Annotated in this window: 22 protein-coding genes; 11 read left to right on the forward strand and 11 right to left on the reverse strand. The window is 72.8% G+C overall.

All coding sequences use genetic code 11. The features are described from left to right. Nucleotides 1–13: 13 nt before the first annotated feature. From ACGFIE_RS03930 to ACGFIE_RS03940, 3 genes are all read left to right on the forward strand, one after another. Entirely contained in the window at nucleotides 14–151 is a 138-nt protein-coding gene (locus ACGFIE_RS03930; protein WP_007454215.1) for a hypothetical protein, read from the forward strand. Nucleotides 152–494: 343 nt separating this feature from the next. Next, on the forward strand, nucleotides 495–3197 hold the full coding sequence (locus ACGFIE_RS03935) for a hypothetical protein (RefSeq protein ID WP_393290706.1): 2703 nt from the start codon (nucleotides 495–497) through the stop codon (nucleotides 3195–3197). Between the two features lie 247 nt (nucleotides 3198–3444). Next, nucleotides 3445–5283, forward strand: a complete 1839-nt coding sequence (locus ACGFIE_RS03940) for an NHL domain-containing thioredoxin family protein (protein WP_393290709.1) — start codon at nucleotides 3445–3447, stop codon at nucleotides 5281–5283. Nucleotides 5284–5328: 45 nt separating this feature from the next. On the opposite strand, the gene ACGFIE_RS03945 is transcribed toward ACGFIE_RS03940, so the two are convergent. From ACGFIE_RS03945 to ACGFIE_RS03955, 3 genes are read right to left on the reverse strand one after another with little or no spacing between them, the layout of a single operon-like run. Beyond that, complete coding sequence (locus ACGFIE_RS03945; RefSeq protein WP_393290712.1) at nucleotides 5329–6081, reverse strand: LamB/YcsF family protein; 753 nt, start codon at nucleotides 6079–6081, stop codon at nucleotides 5329–5331. After that, nucleotides 6065–6928 carry a biotin-dependent carboxyltransferase family protein gene (locus ACGFIE_RS03950; RefSeq protein WP_393290714.1) on the reverse strand — a complete coding sequence of 288 codons (864 nt, stop codon included), beginning with the start codon at nucleotides 6926–6928 and terminating at the stop codon, nucleotides 6065–6067. Before ACGFIE_RS03950 ends, ACGFIE_RS03945 begins: the two co-directional genes overlap by 17 nt. After that, on the reverse strand, nucleotides 6925–7584 hold the full coding sequence (locus ACGFIE_RS03955) for an allophanate hydrolase subunit 1 (RefSeq protein WP_393290716.1): 660 nt from the start codon (nucleotides 7582–7584) through the stop codon (nucleotides 6925–6927). Before ACGFIE_RS03955 ends, ACGFIE_RS03950 begins: the two co-directional genes overlap by 4 nt. Nucleotides 7585–7691: 107 nt before the next feature. Here ACGFIE_RS03955 and ACGFIE_RS03960 point away from each other — a divergent pair, with 107 nt between their 5' ends. After that, nucleotides 7692–8369, forward strand: coding sequence for a hemolysin III family protein (locus ACGFIE_RS03960; protein WP_393290717.1), 678 nt, complete (start codon nucleotides 7692–7694; stop codon nucleotides 8367–8369). Nucleotides 8370–8433: 64 nt separating this feature from the next. On the opposite strand, the gene ACGFIE_RS03965 is transcribed toward ACGFIE_RS03960, so the two are convergent. Next, nucleotides 8434–8721, reverse strand: a complete 288-nt coding sequence (locus ACGFIE_RS03965) for a DUF6458 family protein (RefSeq protein ID WP_393290720.1) — start codon at nucleotides 8719–8721, stop codon at nucleotides 8434–8436. Nucleotides 8722–8834: 113 nt separating this feature from the next. On the opposite strand from ACGFIE_RS03965, the gene ACGFIE_RS03970 reads away from it, so the two are divergent. Further along, nucleotides 8835–9374, forward strand: a complete 540-nt coding sequence (locus ACGFIE_RS03970; RefSeq protein ID WP_393290722.1) for a SixA phosphatase family protein — start codon at nucleotides 8835–8837, stop codon at nucleotides 9372–9374. 48 nt (nucleotides 9375–9422) lie between these two features. On the opposite strand, the gene ACGFIE_RS03975 is transcribed toward ACGFIE_RS03970, so the two are convergent. The 4 genes from ACGFIE_RS03975 to ACGFIE_RS03990 form a co-directional block, all read right to left on the reverse strand. Further along, complete coding sequence (locus ACGFIE_RS03975; protein WP_007454197.1) at nucleotides 9423–9692, reverse strand: DUF6458 family protein; 270 nt, start codon at nucleotides 9690–9692, stop codon at nucleotides 9423–9425. 214 nt (nucleotides 9693–9906) lie between these two features. Beyond that, entirely contained in the window at nucleotides 9907–11763 is a 1857-nt protein-coding gene (locus tag ACGFIE_RS03980) for an acyl-CoA dehydrogenase (protein ID WP_393290725.1), read from the reverse strand. A 128-nt stretch (nucleotides 11764–11891) separates the two neighbouring features. Further along, a complete protein-coding gene (locus ACGFIE_RS03985) occupies nucleotides 11892–13019 on the reverse strand; it encodes a PP2C family protein-serine/threonine phosphatase (protein ID WP_393290727.1) in 1128 nt (375 codons plus the stop codon). 101 nt (nucleotides 13020–13120) lie between these two features. Next, complete coding sequence (locus ACGFIE_RS03990) at nucleotides 13121–13753, reverse strand: septal ring lytic transglycosylase RlpA family protein (RefSeq protein WP_393290730.1); 633 nt, start codon at nucleotides 13751–13753, stop codon at nucleotides 13121–13123. A 186-nt stretch (nucleotides 13754–13939) separates the two neighbouring features. On the opposite strand from ACGFIE_RS03990, the gene ACGFIE_RS03995 reads away from it, so the two are divergent. Genes ACGFIE_RS03995 through ACGFIE_RS04005 form a run of 3 tightly spaced genes read left to right on the forward strand, consistent with a single transcriptional unit; the run spans nucleotide 13940 to nucleotide 16075 of the window. Continuing rightward, nucleotides 13940–14491 carry a phosphoribosyltransferase family protein gene (locus tag ACGFIE_RS03995; protein WP_363681004.1) on the forward strand — a complete coding sequence of 184 codons (552 nt, stop codon included), beginning with the start codon at nucleotides 13940–13942 and terminating at the stop codon, nucleotides 14489–14491. A gap of 33 nt (nucleotides 14492–14524) precedes the next feature. Beyond that, on the forward strand, nucleotides 14525–15586 hold the full coding sequence (locus ACGFIE_RS04000) for a hypothetical protein (RefSeq protein ID WP_393290732.1): 1062 nt from the start codon (nucleotides 14525–14527) through the stop codon (nucleotides 15584–15586). A 57-nt stretch (nucleotides 15587–15643) separates the two neighbouring features. Beyond that, complete coding sequence (locus ACGFIE_RS04005; protein ID WP_393290734.1) at nucleotides 15644–16075, forward strand: ASCH domain-containing protein; 432 nt, start codon at nucleotides 15644–15646, stop codon at nucleotides 16073–16075. A 41-nt stretch (nucleotides 16076–16116) separates the two neighbouring features. On the opposite strand, the gene ACGFIE_RS04010 is transcribed toward ACGFIE_RS04005, so the two are convergent. Beyond that, complete coding sequence (locus tag ACGFIE_RS04010; RefSeq protein WP_393290737.1) at nucleotides 16117–16995, reverse strand: LLM class flavin-dependent oxidoreductase; 879 nt, start codon at nucleotides 16993–16995, stop codon at nucleotides 16117–16119. 126 nt (nucleotides 16996–17121) lie between these two features. On the opposite strand from ACGFIE_RS04010, the gene ACGFIE_RS04015 reads away from it, so the two are divergent. Together ACGFIE_RS04015 and ACGFIE_RS04020 are read left to right on the forward strand one after the other, a co-directional pair. After that, nucleotides 17122–17316, forward strand: coding sequence for a hypothetical protein (locus tag ACGFIE_RS04015; RefSeq protein ID WP_393290739.1), 195 nt, complete (start codon nucleotides 17122–17124; stop codon nucleotides 17314–17316). A gap of 114 nt (nucleotides 17317–17430) precedes the next feature. After that, complete coding sequence (locus ACGFIE_RS04020; protein ID WP_393290741.1) at nucleotides 17431–18132, forward strand: dihydrofolate reductase family protein; 702 nt, start codon at nucleotides 17431–17433, stop codon at nucleotides 18130–18132. 232 nt (nucleotides 18133–18364) lie between these two features. Here ACGFIE_RS04020 and ACGFIE_RS04025 read toward each other — a convergent pair whose 3' ends face one another. Together ACGFIE_RS04025 and ACGFIE_RS04030 are read right to left on the reverse strand one after the other, a co-directional pair. Continuing rightward, on the reverse strand, nucleotides 18365–20386 hold the full coding sequence (locus tag ACGFIE_RS04025; protein ID WP_393290743.1) for a cell wall-binding repeat-containing protein: 2022 nt from the start codon (nucleotides 20384–20386) through the stop codon (nucleotides 18365–18367). A gap of 328 nt (nucleotides 20387–20714) precedes the next feature. After that, nucleotides 20715–22730: a cell wall-binding repeat-containing protein gene (locus tag ACGFIE_RS04030; protein WP_393290745.1), complete on the reverse strand. Its 2016-nt coding sequence runs from the start codon at nucleotides 22728–22730 to the stop codon at nucleotides 20715–20717. Between the two features lie 349 nt (nucleotides 22731–23079). Between ACGFIE_RS04030 and ACGFIE_RS04035 the strand changes: the two genes are divergently transcribed. Next, nucleotides 23080–25038, forward strand: coding sequence for a cell wall-binding repeat-containing protein (locus tag ACGFIE_RS04035; RefSeq protein WP_393290748.1), 1959 nt, complete (start codon nucleotides 23080–23082; stop codon nucleotides 25036–25038). The last annotated feature ends 23 nt before the right edge of the window (nucleotides 25039–25061 follow it).

Consider the following 25061-nt stretch of genomic DNA (forward strand, 5'->3'; position numbering starts at 1 on the left):
GGGGACCCAAGCCATGAGCATGATCGAGCGAATCCGCAACCACCGCGACGCCAACCGCCGCGCCCGTGCCATCGAGCACGCGCTGCGCTCGGCCAACTCGCCGGCCGTTCGCGAGGAACTCCTCGTCATCGCCCAGCGTCACATGAGCTGACGCTCCACGACATTCCGCACCTCCTCCAGATCGATGGCCCACCCGGCTCACCGGGTGGGCCATCGGCGTTCCGCCAGCACCTGACACCGGGATTCCGCCCTGCCGCAGCGCCCGGTACGGTGGGCTTCGGTCGCCGCCCGCCGGCCCGGCCGACGCCGAGCCGATAGAAGCTGCTCGACACCACCCGGCGACGGGGAGTGACGACCGATGCTCCTTGGACGCCGCGTGCGCCCAACGGATACGGTGCGGGGAGCCGGCACGGCGGTACGCCGGTGACGCCGGCAGCCATGCCGAGGAGACCGATCGGCACCGGCGGCCGACATGTGATGGAGGAGGCGCACCCATGACGTCCGAGGGCCCGCACCGCCCCGGCCAGGAGCCGGACGAGGTGTCACCGGGCGCCGGCGGACCGGCGTCGTACGGCGACCGCCCGGCGCAGCCGGACAACGGCTACAACGCCGCCGGCCCCGACCTGGGCTGGGCGCCCCCGCCACCGGCGCGGCCGAACCCGTCCGCCACCCCGGCCTGGGCGACCCAGTCCGAGCAGCAGCCGCCGAACCCCGCCTGGGGTGCCGCCGCCGCACCGCAGCCCAGCGACCCGGCACAGCCCGCGTGGGCCACCGGTGGCGCGCCGGAGCAGGGACAGCCCACCCCGTGGACTCCCCCGCAGCAGGGCTGGACGCCACCCGAGCAGGCCGCGCCCGCCTGGTCCGCCGGTTCCCCTGAGCAGCCCGACTGGGCGCAGGCCCAGCCGGCCGCCCGGGGCGCCGCGCAGGTGCCCCCGGCCACCGCCGCATGGCCCGCCCAGGACGATCCGTCCCGCTCCGGCGGATGGGCTGCTGGCGCGGCGCAGGCCAACCCGCCCGCCGCCGACTGGAACGCCGAGCCGGCGCAGCCCGCCGGCCGAGCCGGCGCAGCCGGCCCGCAGGACGACCCGTCCGGGTCCGGCGGCTGGGCCGTCGGTGCCGCAGCCCGGGAGGACCAGCCGGTCTGGACGCCAGCCGAGCAGGCCCCGCAGGCCTGGGGCCAACCCGCCGGGCAGACCGAGCAGCCGTCCCCCGCCTGGGGGCAGGCCGAGTCGGCCGGTGCCCGTGGCGCGGCACAGGTCCCGGCGCCGAACTGGACCGCGCAGGAGGAGGCTCCGCAACCTGCCGCATGGGGTGGCGCCGAGGGCCGCCCGCAGCAGCCGGACTGGGTGCTCTCGCCGCAGGACCAGCCGGCCGAGCGTCCGGAACCGACCGCATGGCCCCAGGCCGAGCAGGCCGGCCCCGGGACCGCCCGGGCCAGCGTCAGCGTGCCCGGCAACGACACGACGCCCGGCTGGGCCGCCGCCGGCCCGGACAACCCGGTGCAGGCCAGCTCCGGCGTCGCGGAAGTGCAGCCGTGGGCGCCGGGCGAGGTGTGGGGCCGCGCCGAGGCGGAAGCCTCCGCCCAGTCGCGCGGTGGCTGGGACGCCGACCGGGCCGACGAGCCGCCCATCTACCAGCCCGCGCCCGCGCCGGGGATCTCACCCGCCAACGCGGTGCCGCTGCCCCCGCAGGAGCAGCGCGTGCCGGGCGCCAGCCTCGCCGCCGCCCCGCCGGCCGACTACGCTCCCTCGACGCAGTACCCGCCGATCCCCGAGCAGCCGGCGTACGCCGAGCGGGAGACCCCGGACGCCGCCGCACCGTACGAGGCCGAGCCGGCCGCCTGGGGCCGGGCCGAGGAGGCATCGGCCAGCGCCGCCGTGGTACCTGCCCCGCGTACCTCCCCGGAGTCCGGGGCGGGCCGCGCTGTCGTACCGGCCTCGGACGCCGAGTCGGCCGCCGGCGCGGCGGGCCGCGCCTCGGCGAGCGCCTCGGTACCGCTGGCCAGCCGGGTGATGCCCCCGGCCGACCAGGCCATGCGGCCGACGAGCGCCGCCACGCCACAACCCCGGGTGTACGGCCGCCCGGCTCGACCCGAGCCGGACAACGAGCCGGAGCAGGCGGCCCCGGACGCGTTCCAGGCCGACCCGGGTACCGAGCGTTCGGGCCCGCCCGACTGGCAGCAGGCCCCGGAGCGCCCCGCCACGCCCGACTGGCAGCAAGACGCCGGCCACCAGGGCACGCCCGACTGGCAGCAGGCCCCGGACCGTCCGGCAACTCCCGACTGGCAACAGGACGCCGGCCGCCCCGGCGCACCCGACTGGCAACAGGCCCCGGAGCGCCCCGCCACGCCCGACTGGCAACAGGATGCCGGCCGCCAGGGCGCACCCGACTGGCAACAGACGCCGGAGCGCCCGACCACGCCCGACTGGCAGAACGGACCGGATCGGCAGGGCTTCCCCGGTTGGGGCGACGATTCGCCGTCCGAGCCGCAGTTCGACGACCGGGACCGCGCGTCGGCGCCCAACGGGTTCGGCGAGCCCACCGCCGCGGCCGCGCCGCCGGCGTTTCCACCCGGAGTTCCTTCCTTCGTCGACGCGCCCGGCAACAACCGGCCCGTGAACGGGGTTCGACCGCAGTCCGGCAGCGAGCGCCCGCCCGACCGCTTCGGGGCACCGGCTGCGGGCACCGCTGCGGTGGGCGGCGCGCCGAGCTTCGGTGGGCCGGCCAGCGAGCAGGCACCGGGCGGCCAGTTCCCGGCCTTCCCGCCGCCGCAGCAGCCGGTGCCGTCCTGGGGCCAGGAGGCCACCGAATCGGACCAGGGGCGGTTCGACGCGTTCAAGCCGGACGCGGACGAGCCCAAGGTTGAGGCTCCGACGCCGAAGGTGCGCAACGGGCGGGTCCTGGCCGCGGTGCTGGTCGCCGCCGTGCTCATCCTGGCGGTGCCGCTCGGCCTGCTGATGCTGCTCGGCAAGTTCGACGGTGGAGACGACTCCAAGGCCTTCGACCCGGCGGTCGGCACCTGCGTGAAGCAGGTCGGCCAGGGCGCGTCGGCGGTGAACTGCGGCGAGGCGGGCGCGTTCACGATCGTCTCCAAGGTGGACGCGAAGGACAAGTGCGCCGACCCGGTCCAGCCCCACGTGGTGCTGCCCGGCGAGGGCGCCAACCGGGTGCTCTGCCTCAAGCCGGCCACGAAGTAGACGCACCGACGGCGGGGCCACGGTCAACCGTGGCCCCGCCGTCGTCGTTCCCGCCCGCTTCACCAAACTCGGGCACAACAGATGCCTGCGCACGCTCGTCGTCGCTTCCTTGATCGGTGGCGGCTGAGCGGTTCGACACGCCGAGCGTGGCCCTGCTGAGCTGCCAACGATCACCGGGACGGCACCGTGACACCCTGTCGTCCGGGTCACGGGGGCCGGGTCCGCGGGGCGTGGCAGGCTGACAGGCATGGGAACGACAGCGCGCGTACGGGCACCGGAGCTACGGGGCCGGCAGTGGCTCAACACCGGCGGCAAGGACCTGACCCTGCAGGATCTGCGCGGAAAGATCGTCCTCGCTGATTTTTGGACCTTCTGCTGCATCAACTGCCTGCACGTGCTCGACGAGCTGCGGCCGCTGGAGGAGAAGTACGGCGACGTGCTCGTCGTGATCGGCGTGCACTCGCCGAAGTTCGAGCACGAGAAGGACGCCGACGCGCTTGTCGCGGCCGTCGAGCGGTACGGCGTGCACCATCCCGTACTCGATGATCCCGAGCTGGACATGTGGCAGCAGTACGCGGCCCGGGCCTGGCCGACCCTGTCGGTGATCGACCCCGAGGGTTATGTGGTGGCCACCATGGCCGGCGAGGGCCACGCCGAAGGGCTGGCCCGACTGATCGACGAGCTGATCGCCACCCACGAGGCGAAGGGCACCCTGCACCGGGGCACCGGCCCGTACGTCCCGCCGCCGGCCCCGGAGACGGCGCTGCGCTTCCCAGGCAAGGCGGTGTTGCTGCCGGACGGCAACCTGCTGGTTTCCGACTCGGCCCGGCACTCCCTGGTGGAGGTGGCCCCGGACGGCGAGACGCCGGTGCGCCGGATCGGCTCGGGCGAGCGGGGTCGGGCCGACGGGCCGGCCGAAGCGGCGACGTTCTCCGAGCCGCAGGGCCTCTGTGTGCTGCCCACGCACGTCGCCGAGGTCGCCGGTTACGACCTGGTGGTCGCCGACACCGTCAACCACCTTCTGCGCGGCGTACGGCTGGAGTCCGGTGAGGTGGTCACCGTGGCCGGCAGCGGCCGGCAGTGGCGGGCCTCAGTCGACGACCACGCGCACGACGCGCTCTCCGTGGACCTGTCCTCACCGTGGGACCTGGCCTGGTACGACGACAAACTGATCATCGCGATGGCGGGCATCCACCAGCTCTGGTGGTTCGACCCGATCAAGCGGACCGCCGGCATGTACGCGGGCACCACCGTGGAGGCGCTGCGCGACGGCCCGCTGGCCGAGGCGTGGATGGCGCAGCCGTCGGGGCTGTCCGTCTCCGCCGACGGCGTCCGGCTCTGGATCGCCGACAGCGAGACCAGTGCCGTCCGGTACGTCGAGAACGGGGTGCTGGGCACCGCCGTCGGGCAAGGGCTCTTCGACTTCGGGCACGTGGACGGGCCGGCCGAGTCGGCGCTGCTCCAGCACCCGCTGGGGGTGTGCGCGCTGCCGGACGGCTCGGTGCTGATCGCGGACACCTACAACGGCGCGGTGCGCCGCTTCGACCCGGCCACCGGCCAGGTGTCCACCGTCGCGGACGGGCTGGCCGAGCCGAGCGACCTGGTGCTCACTCCGGCCGGTGAGGTGCTGGTGGTGGAGTCCGCCGCGCACCGCCTGACCCGGCTGGCGCCCGGCGCGCTGTCGGCGGCGGGTGCGAGCACCGTGGACGGCCCCCGGCATCGCACCGAGCGGAAGCCGACCGACGTGGCGGCGGGCGAGGTCACGCTGGACATCGTCTTCACGCCCGCGCCGGGGCAGAAGCTGGACGAGACGTACGGGCCGTCGACCCGGCTTGTGGTTTCCGCGTCCCCGCCGGAGCTGCTCTTGGAGGGCGCCGGCACCGGTACCGAGCTGTCCCGTCGGCTGGTGCTCAATGGCGAGGCGACCGGCGGGGTACTCCAGGTGACCGCGCAGGCGGCGACCTGCGACGCGGACGTCGAGCACGCGGCCTGCCACCTGACCCGGCAGGACTGGGGCGTACCGGTGCGGGTGGTCGACGGGGCGGCGTCCCGGCTTCCGCTGGTCCTGCGCGGCCTCGACGCCTGATCGGCCCGGCGGCCTCGACGCCTGCTCGGCCCCGCGCCTCGACGGCTAGGCGGCGAACGGGGCGAGCGGGACGTCGGCGTCGATCAGGGAGGCGCGGACCAGCTCGGTGGCGGAGACCGCCCCCGGTGTGTCCCCGTGTACGCAGATCGACTCCACCGGGCAGGGGATCACGGTGCCGTCCACCGCCACGACGGTCCGTTCGGTGGCCATCCGTACCGCCCGGGTGGCCACCTCCTCCGGATCGGTGATCAGCGCGCCGGGTGCGCCGCGCGGCACCAGCGACCCGTTGGGCAGGTAGCCGCGGTCGGCGAAGGCCTCGGCTACCACGGGCAGGCCCGCGCCGACGGCGAGTTGGGCGAGCGTCGAGCCGGGCAGGCAGAGCACTGGCATTTCGGGGTCGTGGCCGCTGACTGCGGCGACCACCGCCGCCGCCTGGGACTCGTCGGTGGCGGCCGCGTGGTAGAGCGCCCCGTGCGGCTTGAGGTAGCGGACCCGGATGCGGAAGAGCCGGCAGAACGCGTCCAGCGCGCCCAACTGATAGGTGATCTCGTCGCGCAGCTCGGCGAAGTCGTATGCGATGCGCCGCCGGCCGAAGCCGGCCAGGTCCCGGTAGCCGACCTGCGCGCCCACCGCGACGCCGCGTTTCGCCGCGCCCTCGCAGACCCGCCGCATGGTGGACGGGTCTCCGCCGTGGAAGCCACAGGCCACGTTCGCGGAGGTCACCAGGGCCAGCAGCGCGTCGTCGTCACCGAGTCGCCAGATGCCGAATCCTTCGCCCAGGTCAGCGTTGAGGTCCATGAAATCTGACGGTAGTACCTGGCCGGGCCTGCGCGAGCGGGGTCACGTCGGTGACCACTCCGATGACCGGGTAACCGCCGGTGGTCGGATGGTCGGCGAGGAAGATCAGGGGCTGGCCGTCCGCCGGCACCTGGACCGCGCCGAGCACGATGCCCTCGCTGGGCAGTTCGCCGGCGACCGCGCGGGGCAGGGCCGCGCCGGCGAGCCGCGCGCCGACCCGGTTGCTGACCGGGCTGACGGTGTACGGGGTGCCGAACAGCAGGCCGAGGGCGCTCGGGGCGAACCAGTCGTCGCGGGGGCCGAGGCGCACGCTCAGGCGCAGTTCGGATGCGGGTGGCGGGCCGACTGTCACGTCCACCGGGGCGGGTTCGGCAAGCGGCACGCCCAGCGGCAGCCGGTCGCCGTCGCGCAGCACGGGTGGGCCGAGCCCGGCGAGGGTGTCGGTGGCACGGCTCCCGAGCACCGGCGGCACGTCGATCCCACCGGCCACGGCGAGCCAACTCCGTACGCCCCGACGGGCGGGGCCGACGCGCAGCACGGTCCCGGCCGGCACGGTGAGCGGACGGCCGGTGTCGCCCGGACGGTCGCCGGCCCGCACCGCCACCTCGGCGCCGGTGATCGCCACGGTGGCGGCGTGGGTCAGCCGCAGCGTGCAGCCGGTAAGCGTGATCTCCAGGCCGGCGGCCTGCTCGGGATTGCCGACCAGCCGGTTGGCGAGCCGCAGGGCGGTCGGGTCGAGGGCCCCGGAACGGGGTACGCCGAGGTGCGCCCAGCCGGGTCGGCCCAGATCCTGCACGGTGGTGAGCGCGCCCGCGCGGAGCACCTCGATCTCGGCCGGACGGGTCATGGCGCCACCATCCGAACCCGGGTGCCGGGGCCGAGTCGGGCGGGCGGGTCGCCGTCGACGTCGAAGAGGGGCAGGTCGGTCCGCCCGACCAGCAGCCAGCCGCCGGGGGACGCGCTCGGGTAGATGCCGGCGTACGGGCCGGCGAGGGCGACCGAGCCGGCCGGCACCCGGGGTCGGGGGGTGGGCAGCCGGGGCAGCGCCAGGTCGGCGGGGAGCCCGGTCAGGTACGGAAAACCGGGGGCGAAACCGCAGAACGCGACCCGGAACCGGGTGCCGGTCAGGCGGCGCAGCACGGCCGGAACGTCGACGCCCCAGTGCTCGGCGACGAGGGGCAGGTCCGGCCCGTCGAACTCGACCCGAACGACGACGCCGGCCGGTACGCCGTCGCGGGCAGTGGCGGAGGTGGCAGTGACGGCAGCGGTGGTGACCGCTGGTGCCCAGCGGGACAGCAGGTCGGCTGTGGCGGCGGGGTCGGGCAGGCCGTCGAGCAGGATGGTGCGGGCCGCCGGCACGATCTCGACGGCGCTCAGGTCACCCTGCTCGCGGCGGCGCCACAACTCTGCCCGCCACGCTTCGACGAGGGCCGCCTCGGGGATGTCGGCCGGGGCGACGCAGTCGAGCAGCAGGGCGTGCACACCGACGGGTCGGATCCGCATCGGCTCATCCTCGCCGATGTCGTACCCGCACGGTGTTCACGGTGACGGTGCGCGGTGTCACCGGCCTGACTACTTGAAAGTAACCTACGGTGCCGTAACCTGATGCCGTGACCACCTCCGCCCCGCTTCGCCTGAAGCCGGTCGACATCGGCAAGCCCCGGATGCGCGGCTGGCTGCACACGTACGCCTTCTTCGTGGCCGTGGTCTGCGGCATCGTGCTCTGCTCGATCGCCGCCACCCGGCCGGGCTGGGCGCCCCTGGTGAGCTGCGCCATCTACAGCCTGACCGTCTGCGGGCTGTTCGGCACCAGCGCCCTGTACCACCGTCGCGTGTGGTCGGAGCGCGGCTACCAGGTGATGCGCCGGATGGACCACTGCATGATCTTCGTGTTCATCGCCGGCACGTACACCCCGCTCTGCGCCATGTTGCTCTCGACCCGGCAGGCCACTGTGATGCTGGCCCTGGTCTGGGGTGGCGCACTGGCCGGTGTGGCGCTCAAGGTGATCTGGCCGCACGCGCCGCGCTGGGTCTCGGCACCGCTCTACCTGGCGCTCGGCTGGGTGGCGGTGGCCATGCTGCCGCAGATTCTGCACGGCGGAGGTGTCGCGGCGCTGGTGTTGCTGATCACCGGTGGGGCCATCTACAGCGTCGGCGCCGTCTTCTACGCGCTGCGCCGCCCCAACCCGTGGCCCACAGTCTTCGGCCACCACGAGTTCTTCCACGCGTGCACCCTGCTGGCGGCACTGTGCCACCACATCGCGATCTACTTCGCGCTGTTCGCCTGAGGCCACACACACGCGAGCCGGGGCCCCGCCACGCTGCGGGACCCCGGAGTGTGCGCGTGCGGGATCAGACCGGGCGACCCGGCCGACGCACCTCGCGGTACTCCTGCATGACCTGGTCGCCCTGGACCGGCACCACCCGGTCGGCCACCACGCGCTCCTCGCGGACCGGGGCGGCGACCACCGTACGGCGGCGGCTGTTCCAGAAGTAGAGGGTGGTGAGCAGGCCGGCGACACCGGCGAGCATCAACACCCAGCCGACCACGGTCAGGTCCAGCCAACCCAGGTCGGCCTCCACGGCGAATGCGAAGATCGCGCCGAGCGCGATCAGGAAGATGCTGCCACCAATGCCCATGTCTCGCTCCTCGGCTCTAACCTGGCGTACGGCCCGCCGCGGCCGTTGGTAGGGGGTGCGGCATCCCTGGACTTACCCCGGCAGGGAGATCGCCAATCGGGCAAGCTGGTGGCATGACGGACAGCCACGTCGAGACGCGGACACTGGTGTTGCTCCGGCACGCGAAGGCCGAGCAGGGCGACGAGGGCACGGACGACGCCGGGCGCGCGCTCAGCGCTCGCGGGGAGGCCGACGCGGCGGCGGCCGGCGCCTGGTTGGCCCACCACGACCTGCTGCCCGACGTGGTGATCTGCTCGACCGCACGCCGCACCCGGCAGACCTGGCACGGGGTGGCGATGGGGATGGCCGGTTCACCGCCGGAGGGTGGGCCGACAGGTCCCCGCCCGACCGTCCGCTATGAGCCCGGCGCGTACGACGCCCACCCCGAGGAGCTGCTGGCGCTGGTCCGCACCGCCGATCCGACGGCTCGGGTCGTGCTGCTGATCGCCCACAATCCGGGCGTATCGCTGCTGTCGGCGCTTCTCGACCCGGAGACGTCGGACGAGGAGGGTTTACGGACCGCCGAACTGGCCGTGCACCGCGGCGCGGCCACCTGGACCCAGTGGGGCCGAGGCGGGGCACCTGTCGCGCAGCGGCACACGGCACGCGGCTGAGCCACCCGCCGGGCGCGACGGGTGGCTCAGGCGTACCTGCTCAGGCGATCAGGAGGGTGGCGCGGTCGGCGGCGGCGGGTCCGGCGGCGGTGGCATCATCGCCGTCGGATGGGACAGCCGGTTCTCCTCGACGATGAGGGTCCGGGCCCGCTTGCGCCGGTCCTGCCAGAACCAGAGGGTGGTCAGCAGCACGGCCAGTCCGGCCAGGATGAACACCCAGCCGACCGCGCGCAGGTCTATCCACCAGACGTTGGCCCTGATCGCGAAGGTCATGATCGCGCCGAGCGCGATGAGAAAGATGCCGCTTCCTACACCCATGTGCGCTGCACTCCCCCGTGCGGTGGCTCTGGGCGTTCCCTTTCGAGGTCACGCGACGGTTACCCGCCACGTCGCCTGCCTACCCGACCCGGCTCGCCCAATGCGGCGACCGGGTGTGCTGAGCCGGCGACGGCCGGCGGGACAGGTGCCCGCCGGCCGCCGGTGCAGGTACCGGGTGGTGCGACCCGGAACCGTCAGGTGTGCCGTGGCACGGTCAGAAGGCCTCCTCCGGGAGGTCCATGATGTCGAGGTCCGCGCCCTCGATGATCCGCCGGTCGGCGCCGATGCGCGGCAGCACCTCGCGGGCGAAGAATCGGGCGGCGGCCACCTTGCCGGTGTAGAACGCCTTGTCGGCGGCGGAGACGTCGCCGGCCAGCGCCTTGAGGGCGACGTCGGCCTGCTTCTGCAGGAGCCAACCCACGACCAGGTCACCAATGGCCAGCAGGAACCGCCGGCTGCTCAGGCCGACCTTGTAGAGCGCGCGGGTGTCGCCGCCCTGCGCCTCGCCCAGCCAGCCGGTCAGCACGCCGAGGATGTTCTGGATCTCGGCGAGCGCCCTGCCGAGCGCCGCCCGCTCCTCCTTGAGCTGGCCGTTGCCCGCCTCGGAGGAGATGAACTCCTGGATCTCGCCGGAGACCGCCAGCAGCGCCTTGCCGTTGTCCCGGACGATCTTGCGGAAGATCAGGTCCAGGCTCTGGATGGCAGTGGTGCCCTCGTACAGGGTGTCGATCTTGGCATCCCGGACGTACTGCTCCAGCGGGTAGTCCTGGAGGAAGCCGGAGCCGCCGAAGGTCTGCAGGGCCTCGTGCCCGAGCAGCTCGTACGCCCGCTCCGAGCCGACGCCCTTGACCAGCGGCAGGAGCAGGTCGTTGACCCGCTTGGCCAGCTTGGTGGCCTTCTCGTCGCCGGCCGCCTCGGCGATGGCCACCCGGTCCTGCCAGGTGGCGGTGTAGAGGACCAGAGCACGAAGGCCCTCGGCGTACGACTTCTGCAGCAGCAGGGAGCGGCGCACGTCCGGGTGGTGGGTGATGGTGACCCGCGGGGCGGTCTTGTCCGCCTGCTGGATCAGGTCGGCGCCCTGCACCCGGTTCTTCGCGTACTCCAGGGCGTTGAGGTAGCCGGTGGAGAGGGTGGCGATCGCCTTGGTGCCGACCATCATCCGGGCGTACTCGATGATCATGAACATCTGCCGGATGCCGTCGTGCTTGTCGCCGAGCAGCCAGCCCTTGGCGGGTACGCCGTGCTCGCCGAAGGTCACCTCGCAGGTGTTGGAGACCTTCAGACCCATCTTGTGCTCGACGTTCGTCGCGTAGACGCCGTTGCGCTCACCCAGCTCGCCGGTGGTCTCGTCGAAGTGGAACTTGGGCACCACGAAGAGGGAGAGGCCCTTGGTTCCGGGGCCGCCGACGCCCTCCACGCCCACCGGGCGAGCCAGCACGTAGTGGACGATGTTGTCGCTCAGGTCGTGCTCGCCCGAGGTGATGAACCGCTTGACGCCCTCGATGTGCCAGGTGCCGTCCGGCTGCTGGACGGCGCGGGTGCGGCCGGCCCCGACGTCCGAGCCGGCGTCCGGCTCGGTGAGCACCATGGTGGAGCCCCACTGCTTGTCGATGAAGAGCTTGGCCCAGCCCTTCTGCCGCTCGGTGCCCTCGACGTGCAGCACGTGCGCGAAGGACGGGCCGGAGGCGTACATCCAGACCGGCGCGTTCGAGCCGAGCACCAGCTCGGCGAGGGCCCACCAGAGGGCGCGCGGCGCGTTGGTGCCACCCAGCGCGGGCGGCAGGTCCAGCCGCCAGAACTCGGAGTCCATGAACGCCTGGTACGACTTCTTGAACGACTCCGGCAGCGGCGCCGTGTGCGTGGCCGGGTCGAAGACGGGCGGGTTGCGGTCGCTGTCCGTGTAGCTGGCGGCCAGGTCCTCGCGGGCGAGACGGTCCACCTCGGCGAGGAAGCTCCGGGCGGTGTCGGTGTCGAGTTCCGAGTACGGCTCCTGGCCGAACGCCCGGTCCGCCCCGAAGACCTCGAACAGGTTGAACTCGAGGTCCCGAAGGTTGCTCTTGTAGTGGGTCATGCTCGCTGGCCCCGCTTCCGGACAGGTGTTACCGATCAGTAACCCCGACTGTATTACTCGCGGGTAGGCAGCGACAAGCCGATCACCCAAGTGACGGCGATTACACAGTTCCGCGCCGCCGCCTCGGCTCAGCTCTCGGCGGCGCCGACCTCCCAGCTCGGGACGGCCGATGTCGCGCCCGTGCGCGCGCCGACGTACTCCATCAGGACCAGGGCGATGTCGTCGTCCAGGTGCCCGTGCACCCACTCGACGAGGGCCGTCTCCAGGGAGGCGAGCCCATCGGCGACCGTGCCGTGCCCGAGCAGCCGCCACGCCCGGTCGGCGGTGGGAAAGAACTCGCCGTCGCGCCGGGCTTCGCCGAGACCGTCGGTGAACAGCAGCAGGCGGTCGCCGGGCTCCAGGCGTTCCACGCGGGGGCGTACGACAGGCATGAATCCGAGCGGCGGCGCCGGCGCCGGCGGCTCCAGCGGGATCACCGCGCCCCGGCGCAGCAGCAGTGGCGACGGGTGCCCGCAGTTGACGATCGTGAGCGTCCCGCCCCGCTCCTCCACCAGCGCGGCGGTCACGAAGTCCTCGTCGCCGACGTTGCGGGCCACCGCACGATCCAGGTCGGCGACGACGGCGCGCAGGTCGGCCCGCTCATAGGCCACGTGCCGATACGAGCCCAGGACGATGCTTGCCAGGCGGACCGCGTCCAGACCCTTGCCACGCACGTCACCGATGATCATGCGGACGCCGTACGGGGTGTCGATCGCCTCGTAGAGGTCGCCGCCGATCTCGGCGGTGGCGGTCGAGGAGATGTAGCGACCGGCCACCGAGAGCATGCCGACCTGCGGCCCGAGCGGGCGCAACACCGCCTGCTGGGCCACCGAGGCGAGTTTGGTCAGCTCGGCGATCTGCTCCGCCTGCCGCTGGCGGATCGAGGCCACCGCCACCGCGAGCGCGCTCACGAGCGCGACGCCGAACGCGTTTACCGAGGTCACCAGCATCATCGTCGGGTCGAGCAGGGCGAAGCCCACCCCGATCAGGGTCGCCACCGCACCGACACCCAGCACCACCCGCCAGGCTGCCAGGGCGGCGGCCAGGAGCGGGGCGGCCGCCAGAAGTGCGACATAGTGCGCCCGGCGGCCGTCGGCCGCCTCCAGCCCCGAGACGATCGCGAGCAGGACGAGGGCCGCGCCGAGGCCGGCGCGGGATCCGGGGCTCAGCGGGCTACGGCCCGACTGGAGGAGTCGCGTGGGTACGAGGGACAGCATGCCTGATCCACGTGAACCGGTGAATGAACCTGGCCCGTCGTCCGAGGGTGTTCTGTCCGGCCGGCCCAGGCGCGCGGCCGGAACGGCGCTCCCGGCTGCGCTCAGCCGAGGACCTCGTAGCGGACGGTGAGCGCACCCACGTCGGTCGAGGCGATGGTCGCGAACGCGGCGCGGGACAGGTCCAGGCAGCGACCCTCGATGAACGGGCCACGGTCGTTGATCCGCACGACTACCGACTTGCCACTGCTCGGGTTGGTCACCCGGACCCTGGTGTTGAACGGCAGAGTCTTGTGCGCGGCTGTCAACTCGTTCGGGTTGAACGACTCGCCGTTGGCGGTGAGCTGCCCGTCGGAGTAGAAGGAGGCGCCACACGAGCCGCTCTCCAGCACCTTCGCCGCCGGCGTGGTCTTCTTCGCGGTCGGGCGCGGCTTCGGCGCCGCGGTGCGGGCCTTGCCCCGGGAGGCGGCCTGCGCCGACCGGCTGGCGGATGGGCTGGCCGTCGCACTCGGCGAGGCGCTGGCGCTCGGGGAGGCGGTCGGAGAGCTGGGGGCGAGGCTGGCGGGGGCGGTGGTCGGGGTGAGATCGAGAGCCGCCTGGCTCGACTGCCCGGATCCCGAGGTCAGCTGGACGGCGCCGACGGTGCCGCCGACGGCGAGGGCGACGCCGACCGCCGCGGTGGCCGCGATGCCCGCCGGAGAGGAGAAGATGCGGGTACGGGAGTGCCTGCCTACCACCGGCCGGTCCTTTCGTCGATTGAACAAACCGGGTCGGACCGTAACGAGAGAAGCACTTCCGAAGTCAACGTGATCATGGTGTTATGCCCGTATTTGCCATACTACGTGTAGCCGATCATCCGAGCCCGGGTGGGTCGACCGGCCCGGGTGGGGACGCGCCGAGCACCCGTGCCGCACGATGGACCGATGCCCGCTGAGCTGACCGAACGCCTGGCCGCCCTGTTCCGCTGGATCGACCCCGGTCCCGACGCCAGCCACCTGGTCAGCGACATCTCCGGCTGGTGGCGCGACCCCAGCGTGCTTGCCGAACTGGGACCGGCGCTGGTGGCGCCGTACCGGGCCGCCCGCCCGACAGTGGTGCTCGCCCCGGCGGTCACCGGCCTGCTGCTCGGGCCACTGGCCGCCACCGCCCTCGGGGTCGGCTTCGTGGCCGCGCACAAGCCCGGCGACGGCAGGTTGCCGGCCGGCCCGCTCACCTGGGCGCAGAGCCCGCCGGACTACCGGGGCCGGCAGGTCGACCTGGCCGTCCGGGACCGGCACCTCGGCCCCGGCGACCGCGTTCTGGTCGTCGACGACTGGGTACGCACCGGCGCGCAACTGCACGCCCTCTACGACATCTGCGCGAGGCGCGGCGCGCAGGTGCTCGGCACCTCGGTGGTGGCCGTCGACTGCCCGCCCGAGACCGCCACCGCGCTGCGGATCACCGGCCTGATCTCCGGCACGGATCTGCCCTCTTGACCTGAAGCCCGCTTCACCTTCGACGATCGACGCATGAGCGACGGAATCCTCGACGAGGCGTACGACCGACTGCACCGGACCGGCCCCGAGTACGAGGGCTGGCTCTCCAACCACGGGCCGATGGCCGTCGAGGCGCTGGCCCGACACGGGCACGGGCAACGGGTGCACCGCTGGCTGGACGACTACCTCAGCCGGCTCGACGAGCTGCCCCGCGGGCTGCGCCCGATCGACGACTGGCAGGTGGCGCTGGGCGACGCGAAGCGGGCCGGTGACTGGCTGGCGTACTTCGACAGGCACCTGCGCGAGCAGCCGTGGCGGGACGTGCTCGGCACCTGGTGGCCCCGACTGCTGCCCGGCATCGCCGCCGGCGCCACGCACGGGGTGATCCGGGTCGGGCACGCCGTACACGCCCTGCACCTGCACGACGAGAGCCCGCAACGGCTCACCGAGTTGGGTCAGGCCCTCGGCTACTGGGCCGCCCGCTGGCAGCCGGTGCCCGGCGCCGACCGGTTACTCACCGCCGCCACGTCCGGCCCGCCCGAGGCCCAACCGGACAGCACGGGACCGGACGTGGCCGCCGCGCTGGCCGGACTACCCCGGATCGACCACCAGACCGGGGGCATCCGGGAGCGGCTGGGCCGGCTGGTGGGCGTACCCCGATGGGAACCGGCGCTCGCGGCGCTGCACCCCGCGCGGACGCCGACCGAGGCGGAGGACGGGCTCGCCGCGCTTGTGCACCGCGCCGGCCTCGACTACCTGCGCTACGGGCACGCCGAGCCGATCATGCTGGTGCACGCGGTCACCGCGCCGACCGCCGTGCTGCGTACCCTCCCGGCACTGGACCGGGCGCTGTGGGCGCCGAGCCTCGCCGCGGCCTGGGCCGCGACGGCGGCCGTGACCTCGGTGTACGCCCCGACCGACGGGATCGCGCCGCCGTCGGTGGCCACCGGGACCCCGGCGGAGGTCTTCGCCCGCGCGGCCCGGCACGGCGACGCGCACGTGGTCAAGCTCGCCGACGCGGTCCTCGACGCGCACGCCGCCAGCGGTGACCGGCGGCTGCTCGACGCCGCGGGCTACGCCGCGCAGCTGATCTGAGCTGCGCCGGCCGAATTACGGCGGCGGTGCCGGCCGCGCTGGCCTAGCCTCGGCAGGATGTGGCCTCGGATCGGTGCTCTGCGCACGCTCGCCCTCGGCACCCCCGGCGAACTGCGGGCGACCCTGAACACCCTGGTGCTGGCCGGCGTGAAGACCGCGACGGCCGGCCGACTCGCCGAGTACGCGGAAGAGGGCGAGGAGTTGGAGCAGGTCGGCGAGCGGCTCGCGCTTGTCGACGACAACGACGCGCTGGCCGGCGTCGTGGAGATCACCGGCGTCGAGGTGGTCCGCTTCGGCGACGTGCCCTGGGAGTTCGCCCGCGCCGAGGGCGAGGGCGACCGCTCGATCGAGGAGTGGCGGGCCGGGCACTCGGCCTACTGGGCGCGGCTCGGCACCCCCGTCGACGACGACACCCCGATCGCCTGCCTGCGCCTGCGGCTGGTCTCCGGTGGCGAGGGTGGCGTGGCCAGCGGCGATCTCGGCACCTGAGCCCTCGCCACCCGCGCGCGGCCGCCGTTCGACGCGCTGCCTCAGGCGCGCAGCTCGGGTAGCAGTCGCGTCGCCACGTCGGCCAGGACGGCCTCGTCGCCCGCGTACCAACTGCTCGCGCGCGGCCAGTGCGTCACCACGTCGGTGAAGCCGAGTTCGGCCGCCCTACCCACCTGGTCGGCGAAGAACTGCGCGCTGCTGAGCGAGAACACCGGCGCCGCGTCCATCGACAGGTAGCGGTCCAGCGTCGCAGGGTCGCGGCCGGCCTCGTCCAGCGTCCGGTCCATCCGCTCCGACAGCGCCGCCACAGTGCCCCACCAGCCCTCCACGTCGTCGGCTTCGGTGCCGGTGGTCACCCAACCCTGACCGAACCGGGCAACCAGCCGCATCGACCGTGGGCCGTTCGCGGCGACCACGAACGGCACCCGGGGCTGCTGCACGCAACCGGGGTTGTTGCGGGCGTCCACCGCGGCGAACCACTCGCCACGCCAGGTCGTGCCATCCTCGCGCAGGATCAGGTCCAGCAGCTCGGTGAACTCGGCGAACCGGTCGACCCGCTGCCGTGGCGGCAACGTCTCACCGCCCAACACCGCCGAGTCGAAGCCGATGCCACCCGCGCCGAGCCCCAGCAGCAGCCGGCCGTCCGAGACGTCGTCCACCGTGGTGATCTGCCGGGCGAACGCGGCCGGGTGCCGAAAGTTCGGCGACGCCACGAGCGTCCCCAGTCGGATCCGGGATGTCACAGTCGCGGCGGCGGTCAGCGTGGCCATCGAGTCGAACCACGGGCCGTCCACCAGGTCCCGCCAGCCCAGGTGGTCGTACGTCCAGGCGTGGTCGAAGCCCCACTCGTCGACCTGCCGCCAGCGACGCTGCGACTCCGCCCAACGCTGGTCCGGCAGGATCACGATGCCAATCCGCATGATCGCCAGCCTAGCCGCGCCCGATATACCTGCACTCGGAGCGCGACAGCGATAGCCCGTCGAGTCGCGCGGATGCGCCGACGATGCGGGGCATCACGGACGCCGGGCTTTCGCTACCGTTCTGCCGTGGATCCACGGTCACGGCGGGCCGACACGGCGCGAGTCCTGGGCACCGTGTCGCTGGTTGCCGGCTTCCTGACGACGCTGCTCACCATGTCGTCCGGCAGTGGCGGGCTAAAACCGCAGCTCCTGGCCGCCTTTCTCATCCTGACCGGCATCGGTCTGCGGATCGAGGCGGCGATCATCGACCGCAGGCCATAACCCCTCCTGCGTGACTCAGGTCACAGTTGGTTGCGGTAGGGGCGCCCGGATCGGCTCCGACCTCCCTGCGAGCAGGCACCCGCATGGTGCCGCCCGCGGAGAGGAAGAAGCAACATGACGAAGGTGACCGCACAGCTGTCGGTGTCGGTGGACGGGTTCTACGCCGGCCCGCTGTTCCACGGCGACGGCGACTGGACGGACTCGGCCGAGGCTGCCGGGTTCTTCCGGGTCACCCGCTGGGTGACCGACTCCGTGGCGTGGCGCGAGCGACAGGGCTTCGCCGGAGGCGAGCAGGACACCAACTCCGACGTGATGGCCGAGACGTTCGGCGCCGCCGGCGCGTACGTCATGGGCCGGCGGATGGCCGACGGTGGCGAGGTGCCCTGGGGCGAGGAGCCGCCGTTCCGCGCGCCGGTCTTCGTCGTCACGCACCGGCCCCGCGAAACCCTGCAGCGCGGCGGCGGCACCAGCTTCACCTACGTCACCGACGGCGTGGCCAGCGCCGTCGAGCAGGCACGCGCGGCGGCCGGCGGCCGGAACGTCGCCGTGGCCGGGGGCGGCAGCCTGGTGCGGCAGGTACTCAAGGCCGGCCTGCTCGACGAGTTGGAGCTGCACGTCGTACCGGTCGTGCTCGGCACCGGCCTGCGGCTGCTCGACGCGGACCTCGACCTGGGTGACAAGGAGGCCATCGAGCTGACGCCGACCCGGGTCATCCCCACACCGCAGGTCACCCACATCCGGTACGCGGTGAGGGGCCGAGCCCCACTCGTGCTCGACGACCGGGGCAGCGGCGGCGGCCCGACGGCCACGAAGTGAACCGGACCTCGGGCCTCAGCCGCCACCCGCCCTTCCGCCCGTCGGATGTCGTCGGCGCCCGGCCCGGCGGAGCGCTGCGTGGCGCCCGCGCCGGTGAGCGCCCGATGTCCGTCGGCGGGCCGGGCCCGGCCGCCGTCCCCACGGTACGAGGAAGGGCCCGGCCGTCGTGGCCGAGCCCTTCCCTACGCCCTACCGGGCCGGCGCGGCCCGCCGCGCCGCGCTGGTCGTGGTCCTACCGGTTGGCGGCCTGCCGCGCGTTGCGCACCACCTCGGCGACCGCAGCCCGCTCCACGTCCTGCGCGGCGCGTGCCGCCGCGGCGTCAGCCGCCGTCGGAGCACGCCTCAGCGTGACGCCCACGTCGGTGGGATTCGTGACCGAGGTCGAGCCGAGCGGACCGCCGATCCACGTCCCGACCTGGGACGCCTGGCGGTTGGTGACCACCGCGGCCGCACCGAACACCAGACCCTCCTTCACCGCGCCGCTGGTCTCGTCGAGCGAGTCGCGCGCCGCGACACCGAGATCGGTCGCCGTTCCGGGGGTGAGCAGCAGCGGGCCGTTCAGGGCAGCCATCAGCGCCCCGCCGGCGAGCCCGTCCGGCCAGTCCGCACCGGTCGCGATGCCGGCGTACTGCTGGCCGGCGAAGAAGATCTGCGCCACGTAGGCGGCGGTGCCGTAGCGGTCCGCCTCGAACAGACCGTACGCGTTCGGGTCGAACGACAGAGCGGCCGCGGAACCGTCCCGTCCGACGCCCCACACCGAGGGAGTGGTCAGCGAGTCCAGGTAGGACTCGGTTGCCGGAGGCAGCGCGGATCCGTTGCTCAACACCACCACGCCGTGGGTCGCGCCCGGGAACATCTCGCTACCGGCCACGGAACCAGCGGTGAGCGCGTCCGGGAAGTCCATGCCGGACGCCACGAACACGAAGGCCGGGTCGACGTCGGCCTCCTTCGCGATGGCGACCGCGGTGCCGAACCGATCCGCGCCCGCCAGTCGCTTGACCTGGAAGCCCAGGGCCCGGACCTCGTTCTCGACGGCGCTGGAGAGCGCGCCGGGGCTGCCGAGCAGGTAGACCGTGCCACCGGGGGTCAGCACCCGCTGGATCTCCGCCTGGGTGCCCGCCTCGAGGCCGGTCGGTGGGGTCATCAGCAGCGGCGCGCGCTTCGCCCCCGCCAGACCCGAGCCGGCGAGCGCGTCGGCGAAGGTGTCCGACCGGGACAGCACCACCGCTCCGGCCTTCTCCCGCCGGTCGTTCGGGTCAGCGGCGGTCGCCCAGTGCGACCGGGAGACCTGGACCGCAGTGTCGAACCGGCTGGCGCCGGAGAGCCGGGCGACCCGGTCGTTCTTTTGCGGCTGGTAGGCCGGCACCCCACCGGTGGTGGAGACGACGGTCGGCGTACTTGCCCGCGAGCCGTCGGCCGGCGCGGTCGCCACCGTCGTGCCCTGACTGAAGGCGATAGTCCCGCCGTCCGGGGACCAGGTCGGGTTGTCGTGGGCCGCTGGGTTGCTGGTGATCACCACCTCGTTGGCACCAGTGAGGTCAGAGGTGATGATCTGGCCATCTCGGACGAACGCGACCCGGCGGCCGTCCGGCGACAGCGCCGGGTTGGCGCCGTGCTCGTCCACCACGGTGACCCGGTTGAACTCCGGCTTGGCACCGTCGTAGAGCAGCACGGCCGGCTGGCCGGTCGGCTGACCGCTGCCGTCGTCGTCCTCCCGCTGGAAGACGATCGTCTGACCGGGGCCGGCATCGGGGTTCCGGTAGTGCTTGGTGGAGTCACCGACGTAGATCGTCTCGGCCCAGCCGCCCCAGGTGCTCTCCGAGATCTGGATGGTCCACCTCGAGTACGCGGAGGTTTTCCACATCTGCGCCCAGACCACGCTGCTGCCGTCGCCGAGCCAGGACGTGCCCGCCCGCTCGATGTCGCTGAGAACGGAGTAGTTGACCTCCCGGACCGTGTCCGCGCCGGTGTACCGGAGGGACTTGATCTTGCCATCGGGGGCGTGGTAGATCAGCCGACTGCCGTCCGGCGACCAGGACACGTCCCGCATCGCCTCACCGTCGGGGTTCTTCAACGTGGATCGGGTCGTGCCGCTGATGACCTGGACCGAACTGCTGCCGTTGCTGATGGTCAGGACCTGGCCGCTGCCGGGCAGGCTGGCGTGAGCGGCCGGCGTGGCGACCACCAGGCCGGTGGCGCCGATCGCGAGCGCCGAGGCGATCGCGAGCGCTCGGCGTGGAGACGTGGATGACAAAGTGGAACTCCCCGTTTCGTGCGGTACGCCCGTCGGAGGAGACGGGCGGAGGACCGGGTTGACGTGACGCTGGGAAAGCCTCGCGTCGATGTGAAAGGCGGAGCGGGCGGGCCCGAATGGGGCGCGCGGCAACGCGGCCGTCACAGCTTAGCGATCCACCGCCGACCGGGTTGTCCGGCAAAGCGGGTCAAACGTTCCGGACTCGTTCGACAATGGTGCGGGTGGCAGTCCAGTCAGTCATCAATCGCCGCAGAGACAGGAGGAGCCCGGTCGAAACGACCGGGCTCCTCCATTGCGCAACGCCGGCGGACCGGCGGGTGTGTACCGCCTAGCGGCGGGTCTTCCGCTCCGTCAGAGCCTTCGCCGCAGCGACCGCCTGCTCGGGCGTACGGACGCCGGCACCGCCGGTGGTGCGCAGCCCCGCCGTGGAGCGGGCACCCGCAGCGATGCGGACGTTGGTCGGGTTGTCCACCCGGCTGAAGCCGAGCGGGCCGCCGATCCACGTGCCAGCCTGGGTCTGCTGGCTGTACGACACGACCGCCGTCGATCCGAAGATCAACGCGGTGTTCACCGAGGCGCTGTTCTCGTCCAGCAGCCACTGCGCCTCGACGCCCAGCGTGCCGCTGGTGCCCGGGGTGAGCATCAACGGGCCGTTGAGCAGACCCATCAGCGCACCGCCGGCGAGGGCGTCCGGCCAGTTGGTGCCCGTGGCGAGGCCGATGTGCGACGACCCACCGAAGAACACGTAGCTGGTGAGGAGCGCGGTCTCGTAGCGTCCCGCACCGAAGAGGGGAATCCCGGACGGGTCGTACGCCTCGGCGGCCGCGGCGGCGCCGCGTCCGATCCCGAAGATGACGCGGTCGGTGTTCGACAGCGAGTCCAGGAAGCTCTTGGTCGCGGTCGGCAGCGCCGAGTCGTTGGTGAGCACCACCACGGCGCTGGTGCCGCTGCCGGGAGCGTCGAACGAGCCGGCCGCCGCACCCGCGGCGAGCGCGTCCGGGAAGTTCATGCCGGTGGCGAGCAGCACCAGGTCCGGCGTGGGGTCGATGGCCTTGGAGATCTCCACCGAGGTGCCGAAGCGGTCGGCGCCGGCCAGCCGACGCACGGTGTAGCCGAGCCCCTTGACCTCGTTCTCGACCGAGGTGGAGAGGGCACCCGCGCTACCCAGCAGGTAGACGACGCCACCCGGCGCCAGCACCCGCTGGAGTTCGGCCTTGGTGCTCGCCTCCAGGCTGGTCGACGGGGTCAGCAGCAACGGTCCCCGCTTGGCGGCCGCCAGCGCGGAGCCGCTGAGCGCGTCCGCGAAGGTGTCCGAACGGGACAGCACCACCGCGCCGGCCTGCTCCCGCGTGTCGCTCTGGTCGGTCACCGACTTCCAGTGCGACTGGGACACGGCGGCAGCCGTGCCGAACCGGGACGCACCGGAGAGCCGGACCGCGCGGTCCTTGCGCCGCGGCTGGTAGGCGGGGACGCCAGCGGTGGTGGAGACCACCGTCGGGTTGGCCGCCGTCGTGCCGTCGGCTGCGGCGGTGGCCACCTGGGTGCCCTGGCTGAAAGCGATCTTCTTGCCGTCCGGCGACCAGGTGGGGTTGTCGTGCGCGGCGGCGTTGCTGGTCACCGCCACCTCACCTTCGCCGGTCAGGTCCGAGACGATGATCTGACCGTTGCGCACGAAGGCGATCCGGTCCCCCTGGGGGGAGATCGACGGATTGGCCCCGTTGTCGTCGACCAGGGTCACCCGCTCGGCTTCGGGCCTGCTGTAGTCGTAGAGGATCACGGCGGGGGTGCCTGTCGGCAGGCCGGAACCGTTGTCGGCCTGCCGCTGGAAGACGACCGTCGAATTGGGGCCGCCGTCCGGGTTGAGATAGTGCTGGCCGTCCTCCGGCGAGAGCTGGCCGCCGTAGGCGCCGGAGCTGCTGGGCGCGACCCGGACGACCCACTTGCCGCTCGAACCGGCCTTCTCACCCCAGACGAGGCTGCCGCCGTCGCCCCGGTAGGAGGGGCTGGTACGGGTCACCCCGTCCTCGGGCGGAGCGACGTACCACAGGTCGCCCTTGCCGTCGAAGCGGATCGACGTGATGCCGCCGTCCGGATCGATGTAGGCAGCCCGGCTGCCGTCCGGCGACCAGGAGGCGTTAGCCATCGTCTCGCCGAACGGGTTGTTGAGCACGGTGCGCGATGCGTCACCGATGAACTTGATCGACGTGCTCTTGTTGCTGATCGTCAGGACCTCGCCGGAGCCCGACAGACTGGCGTTGGCGGCCGGCGCGCCCGCGATGAGCGCGGTGGAGCCGACTGCGAGGGCCGAAGCAAGCGCGGCGGACCTGCGAAGGGATGAAGGCAAGGGAACTCCCTGCTGAAAGAGAACGCCGTAGGTTTCCACCCGTCCACCGGCTGATCCGGGGCGGGGCGGCGCAGATGCGAGAACCTTAAGAGATCCTTTGCTCCCCCGTCGCCCTGAGGGAGAGTCGGTCGGGTGAATTGACCATACAGAGGAGGCTCAATCGGCCGACCGGTCTGCCGGCGACGATCCGGGCCGTCCTGAGCGAACGCGTGATGTCGTCCCCGAGGGAGGACGGACGGTACATCGCATCGTCGGCGATCACAGTAGGGTCCGTCCGAGCGCCCCTGGGCAGCCGGGAGAGTCCGGCCGCCCCACCGGAGAGATCGCGCCCCTCTACTCGGGAGTCTCCTTGCTTCAACATCTCATCCGTCGCCCGGCCGTCGCGGCCGCGGTGCTCGTCGTCGGTGCTGCCGGGATCACTGTCGCGAGCCCGGCGCACGCGGCGCTGCCGAGCACCGGCGGCCGACTGACCATCGCCGACGGCAGCACCACGGTGCATGGCCCGGTCTCCCTGACGACGTCCTATCCGATCGACCAGATCGCCTGGTCCCCGGACGGCAGCCGGGGTGTCTTCGTCACCGACGACGGCTACGTGGCCACCGTCAGGTGGAACGACGGCGAGAACGTCTATCCCATCCTCGACCCCGACACCGACCCGACCGCCCAACGCACCGACGTGCAGTGGATCGGCAACGGCGACCGGGTGATCTGGGCGGAGAAGACGGCCGGCACGCCGTCGCGAATCGAGCAGAGTGTCAGCTCGTTCGGGTACCAGCCGGTCCGGGTCACTCCCGACGACGGCATGCACTACCTCAATCCGGACACCAACCTCAGCTTCCGCCTGGTCGTTCAGCGCCAGGCCGACAGCGGTGGCGCTCCGACCGGAACGCCGGAGATCGGCATCATCAACTTCGGCACCTACCAACGGATCACCACTGACGCCAGCAACCCGTCGATCTCGCCGGACGGCACCCGGGTCGCCTTCGTCCGGTCGGACGGCACCCACCGGCAGATCTGGGTCAGCAACCTGTCCGGCGGCGACCTGGTGCAGGTCACCAGCAACCCGGTCGACCACGACAACCCGACCTGGTCTCCGAGCGGCCAGGTGATCGCCTTCAGTCAGGGCGACACGGTGGCCGAGGCCACGGCGAGCGGCAGCACCGCCGACACCCCGACCGTGACCGCGAAGGCCGGCCTGCCGGCGTACCAGCCGCTGCGGCGGGACCGGGTGGTCCGGCTCTCCGGCACCGACCGGCACACCACCGCCGTGAAGATCTCCCAGTCGCTCTGGCGGGGCGTCGGGACGATCGGTGGCCAGCAGGCGGAGGCCAAGTCGGTTGTCCTGTCCCGTTCGGACGTGTTCGCGGACGGGCTCGGCGGCGCGGCGCTGGCCGTGGCCAAGCAGGGCCCACTGCTACTCACCCCGCCCACCTCGCTCGATCCCAATGCCAAGGCGGAGATCCAGCGGATCCTCCCACCAGGGGGGACCGTCTACCTGCTCGGCAGCACCGGCGCGCTGAGCCAGAGCGTGCAGGATCAGATCAAGGCGCTCGGCTACCAGACGGTCCGACTGGCCGGTGCCGACCGGTTCGGCACCTCCATCGCCGTCGCCAATGCCATCGACACCAGGCCCGACGTGGTGCTCACGGCGACCGGCATGGACTATCCGGACGCGCTCGCCGCGGGTGCCGCCACCGGCGGCCTCCTCGCGGACGGAAAGACGGCCGTCCTGGTGCTGACAAACAACGCCACGCTCGCGCCAGCCACGAAGACCTACCTCGACGCGCTGCCGGCCGGCACCGAGATGTACGGCATCGGCCTGCACGCCGCCCAGGCCAGTGCGGCGTACGGCTCGGTGCCGGTGGTCGGTGACAGTCGGTACGAGACAGCAGCGCTGACCGCGTGGGCTTTCTTCGGCGGCGAGAACCACGTCGGTATCGCCACCGGCAGCGACTGGCCGGACGCGCTCGCCGGTGGGGCCATGATGGGTACGCTGCGCGGGCCGCTGATGCTCACCCTGGGGACCAGCACCCAGCTCAGCCCGGAAGCCTCGGAGGTACTCGACGAGTTCAGCGGCTCGGTGCACACGGGGCTCATCTTCGGCAGTGAGCCGGTGGTCTGGGCAGAGCAGCAGAGCGCGGCGGGCGCGCTGCTGAGCGGCCCGTCAGGCTACCTGTCGGAGGACAACACTTCAGCCGTGCGGACCGGCACGCCCGCTGGTGCGCGTACGGCGGCGCCCGGGCCTCGCCGGTCGACTGCCGAGATCAAGGCGGCGGTGGTGGCCGGACAGAAGCGCCTCAGCCGGTAGAACCCAAGAACGACACAGCCCCT

The sequence above is a fragment of the Micromonospora sp. NPDC049275 genome (assembly GCF_043197115.1).
In the GTDB taxonomy this organism is placed as follows: Bacteria; Actinomycetota; Actinomycetes; order Mycobacteriales; family Micromonosporaceae; genus Micromonospora.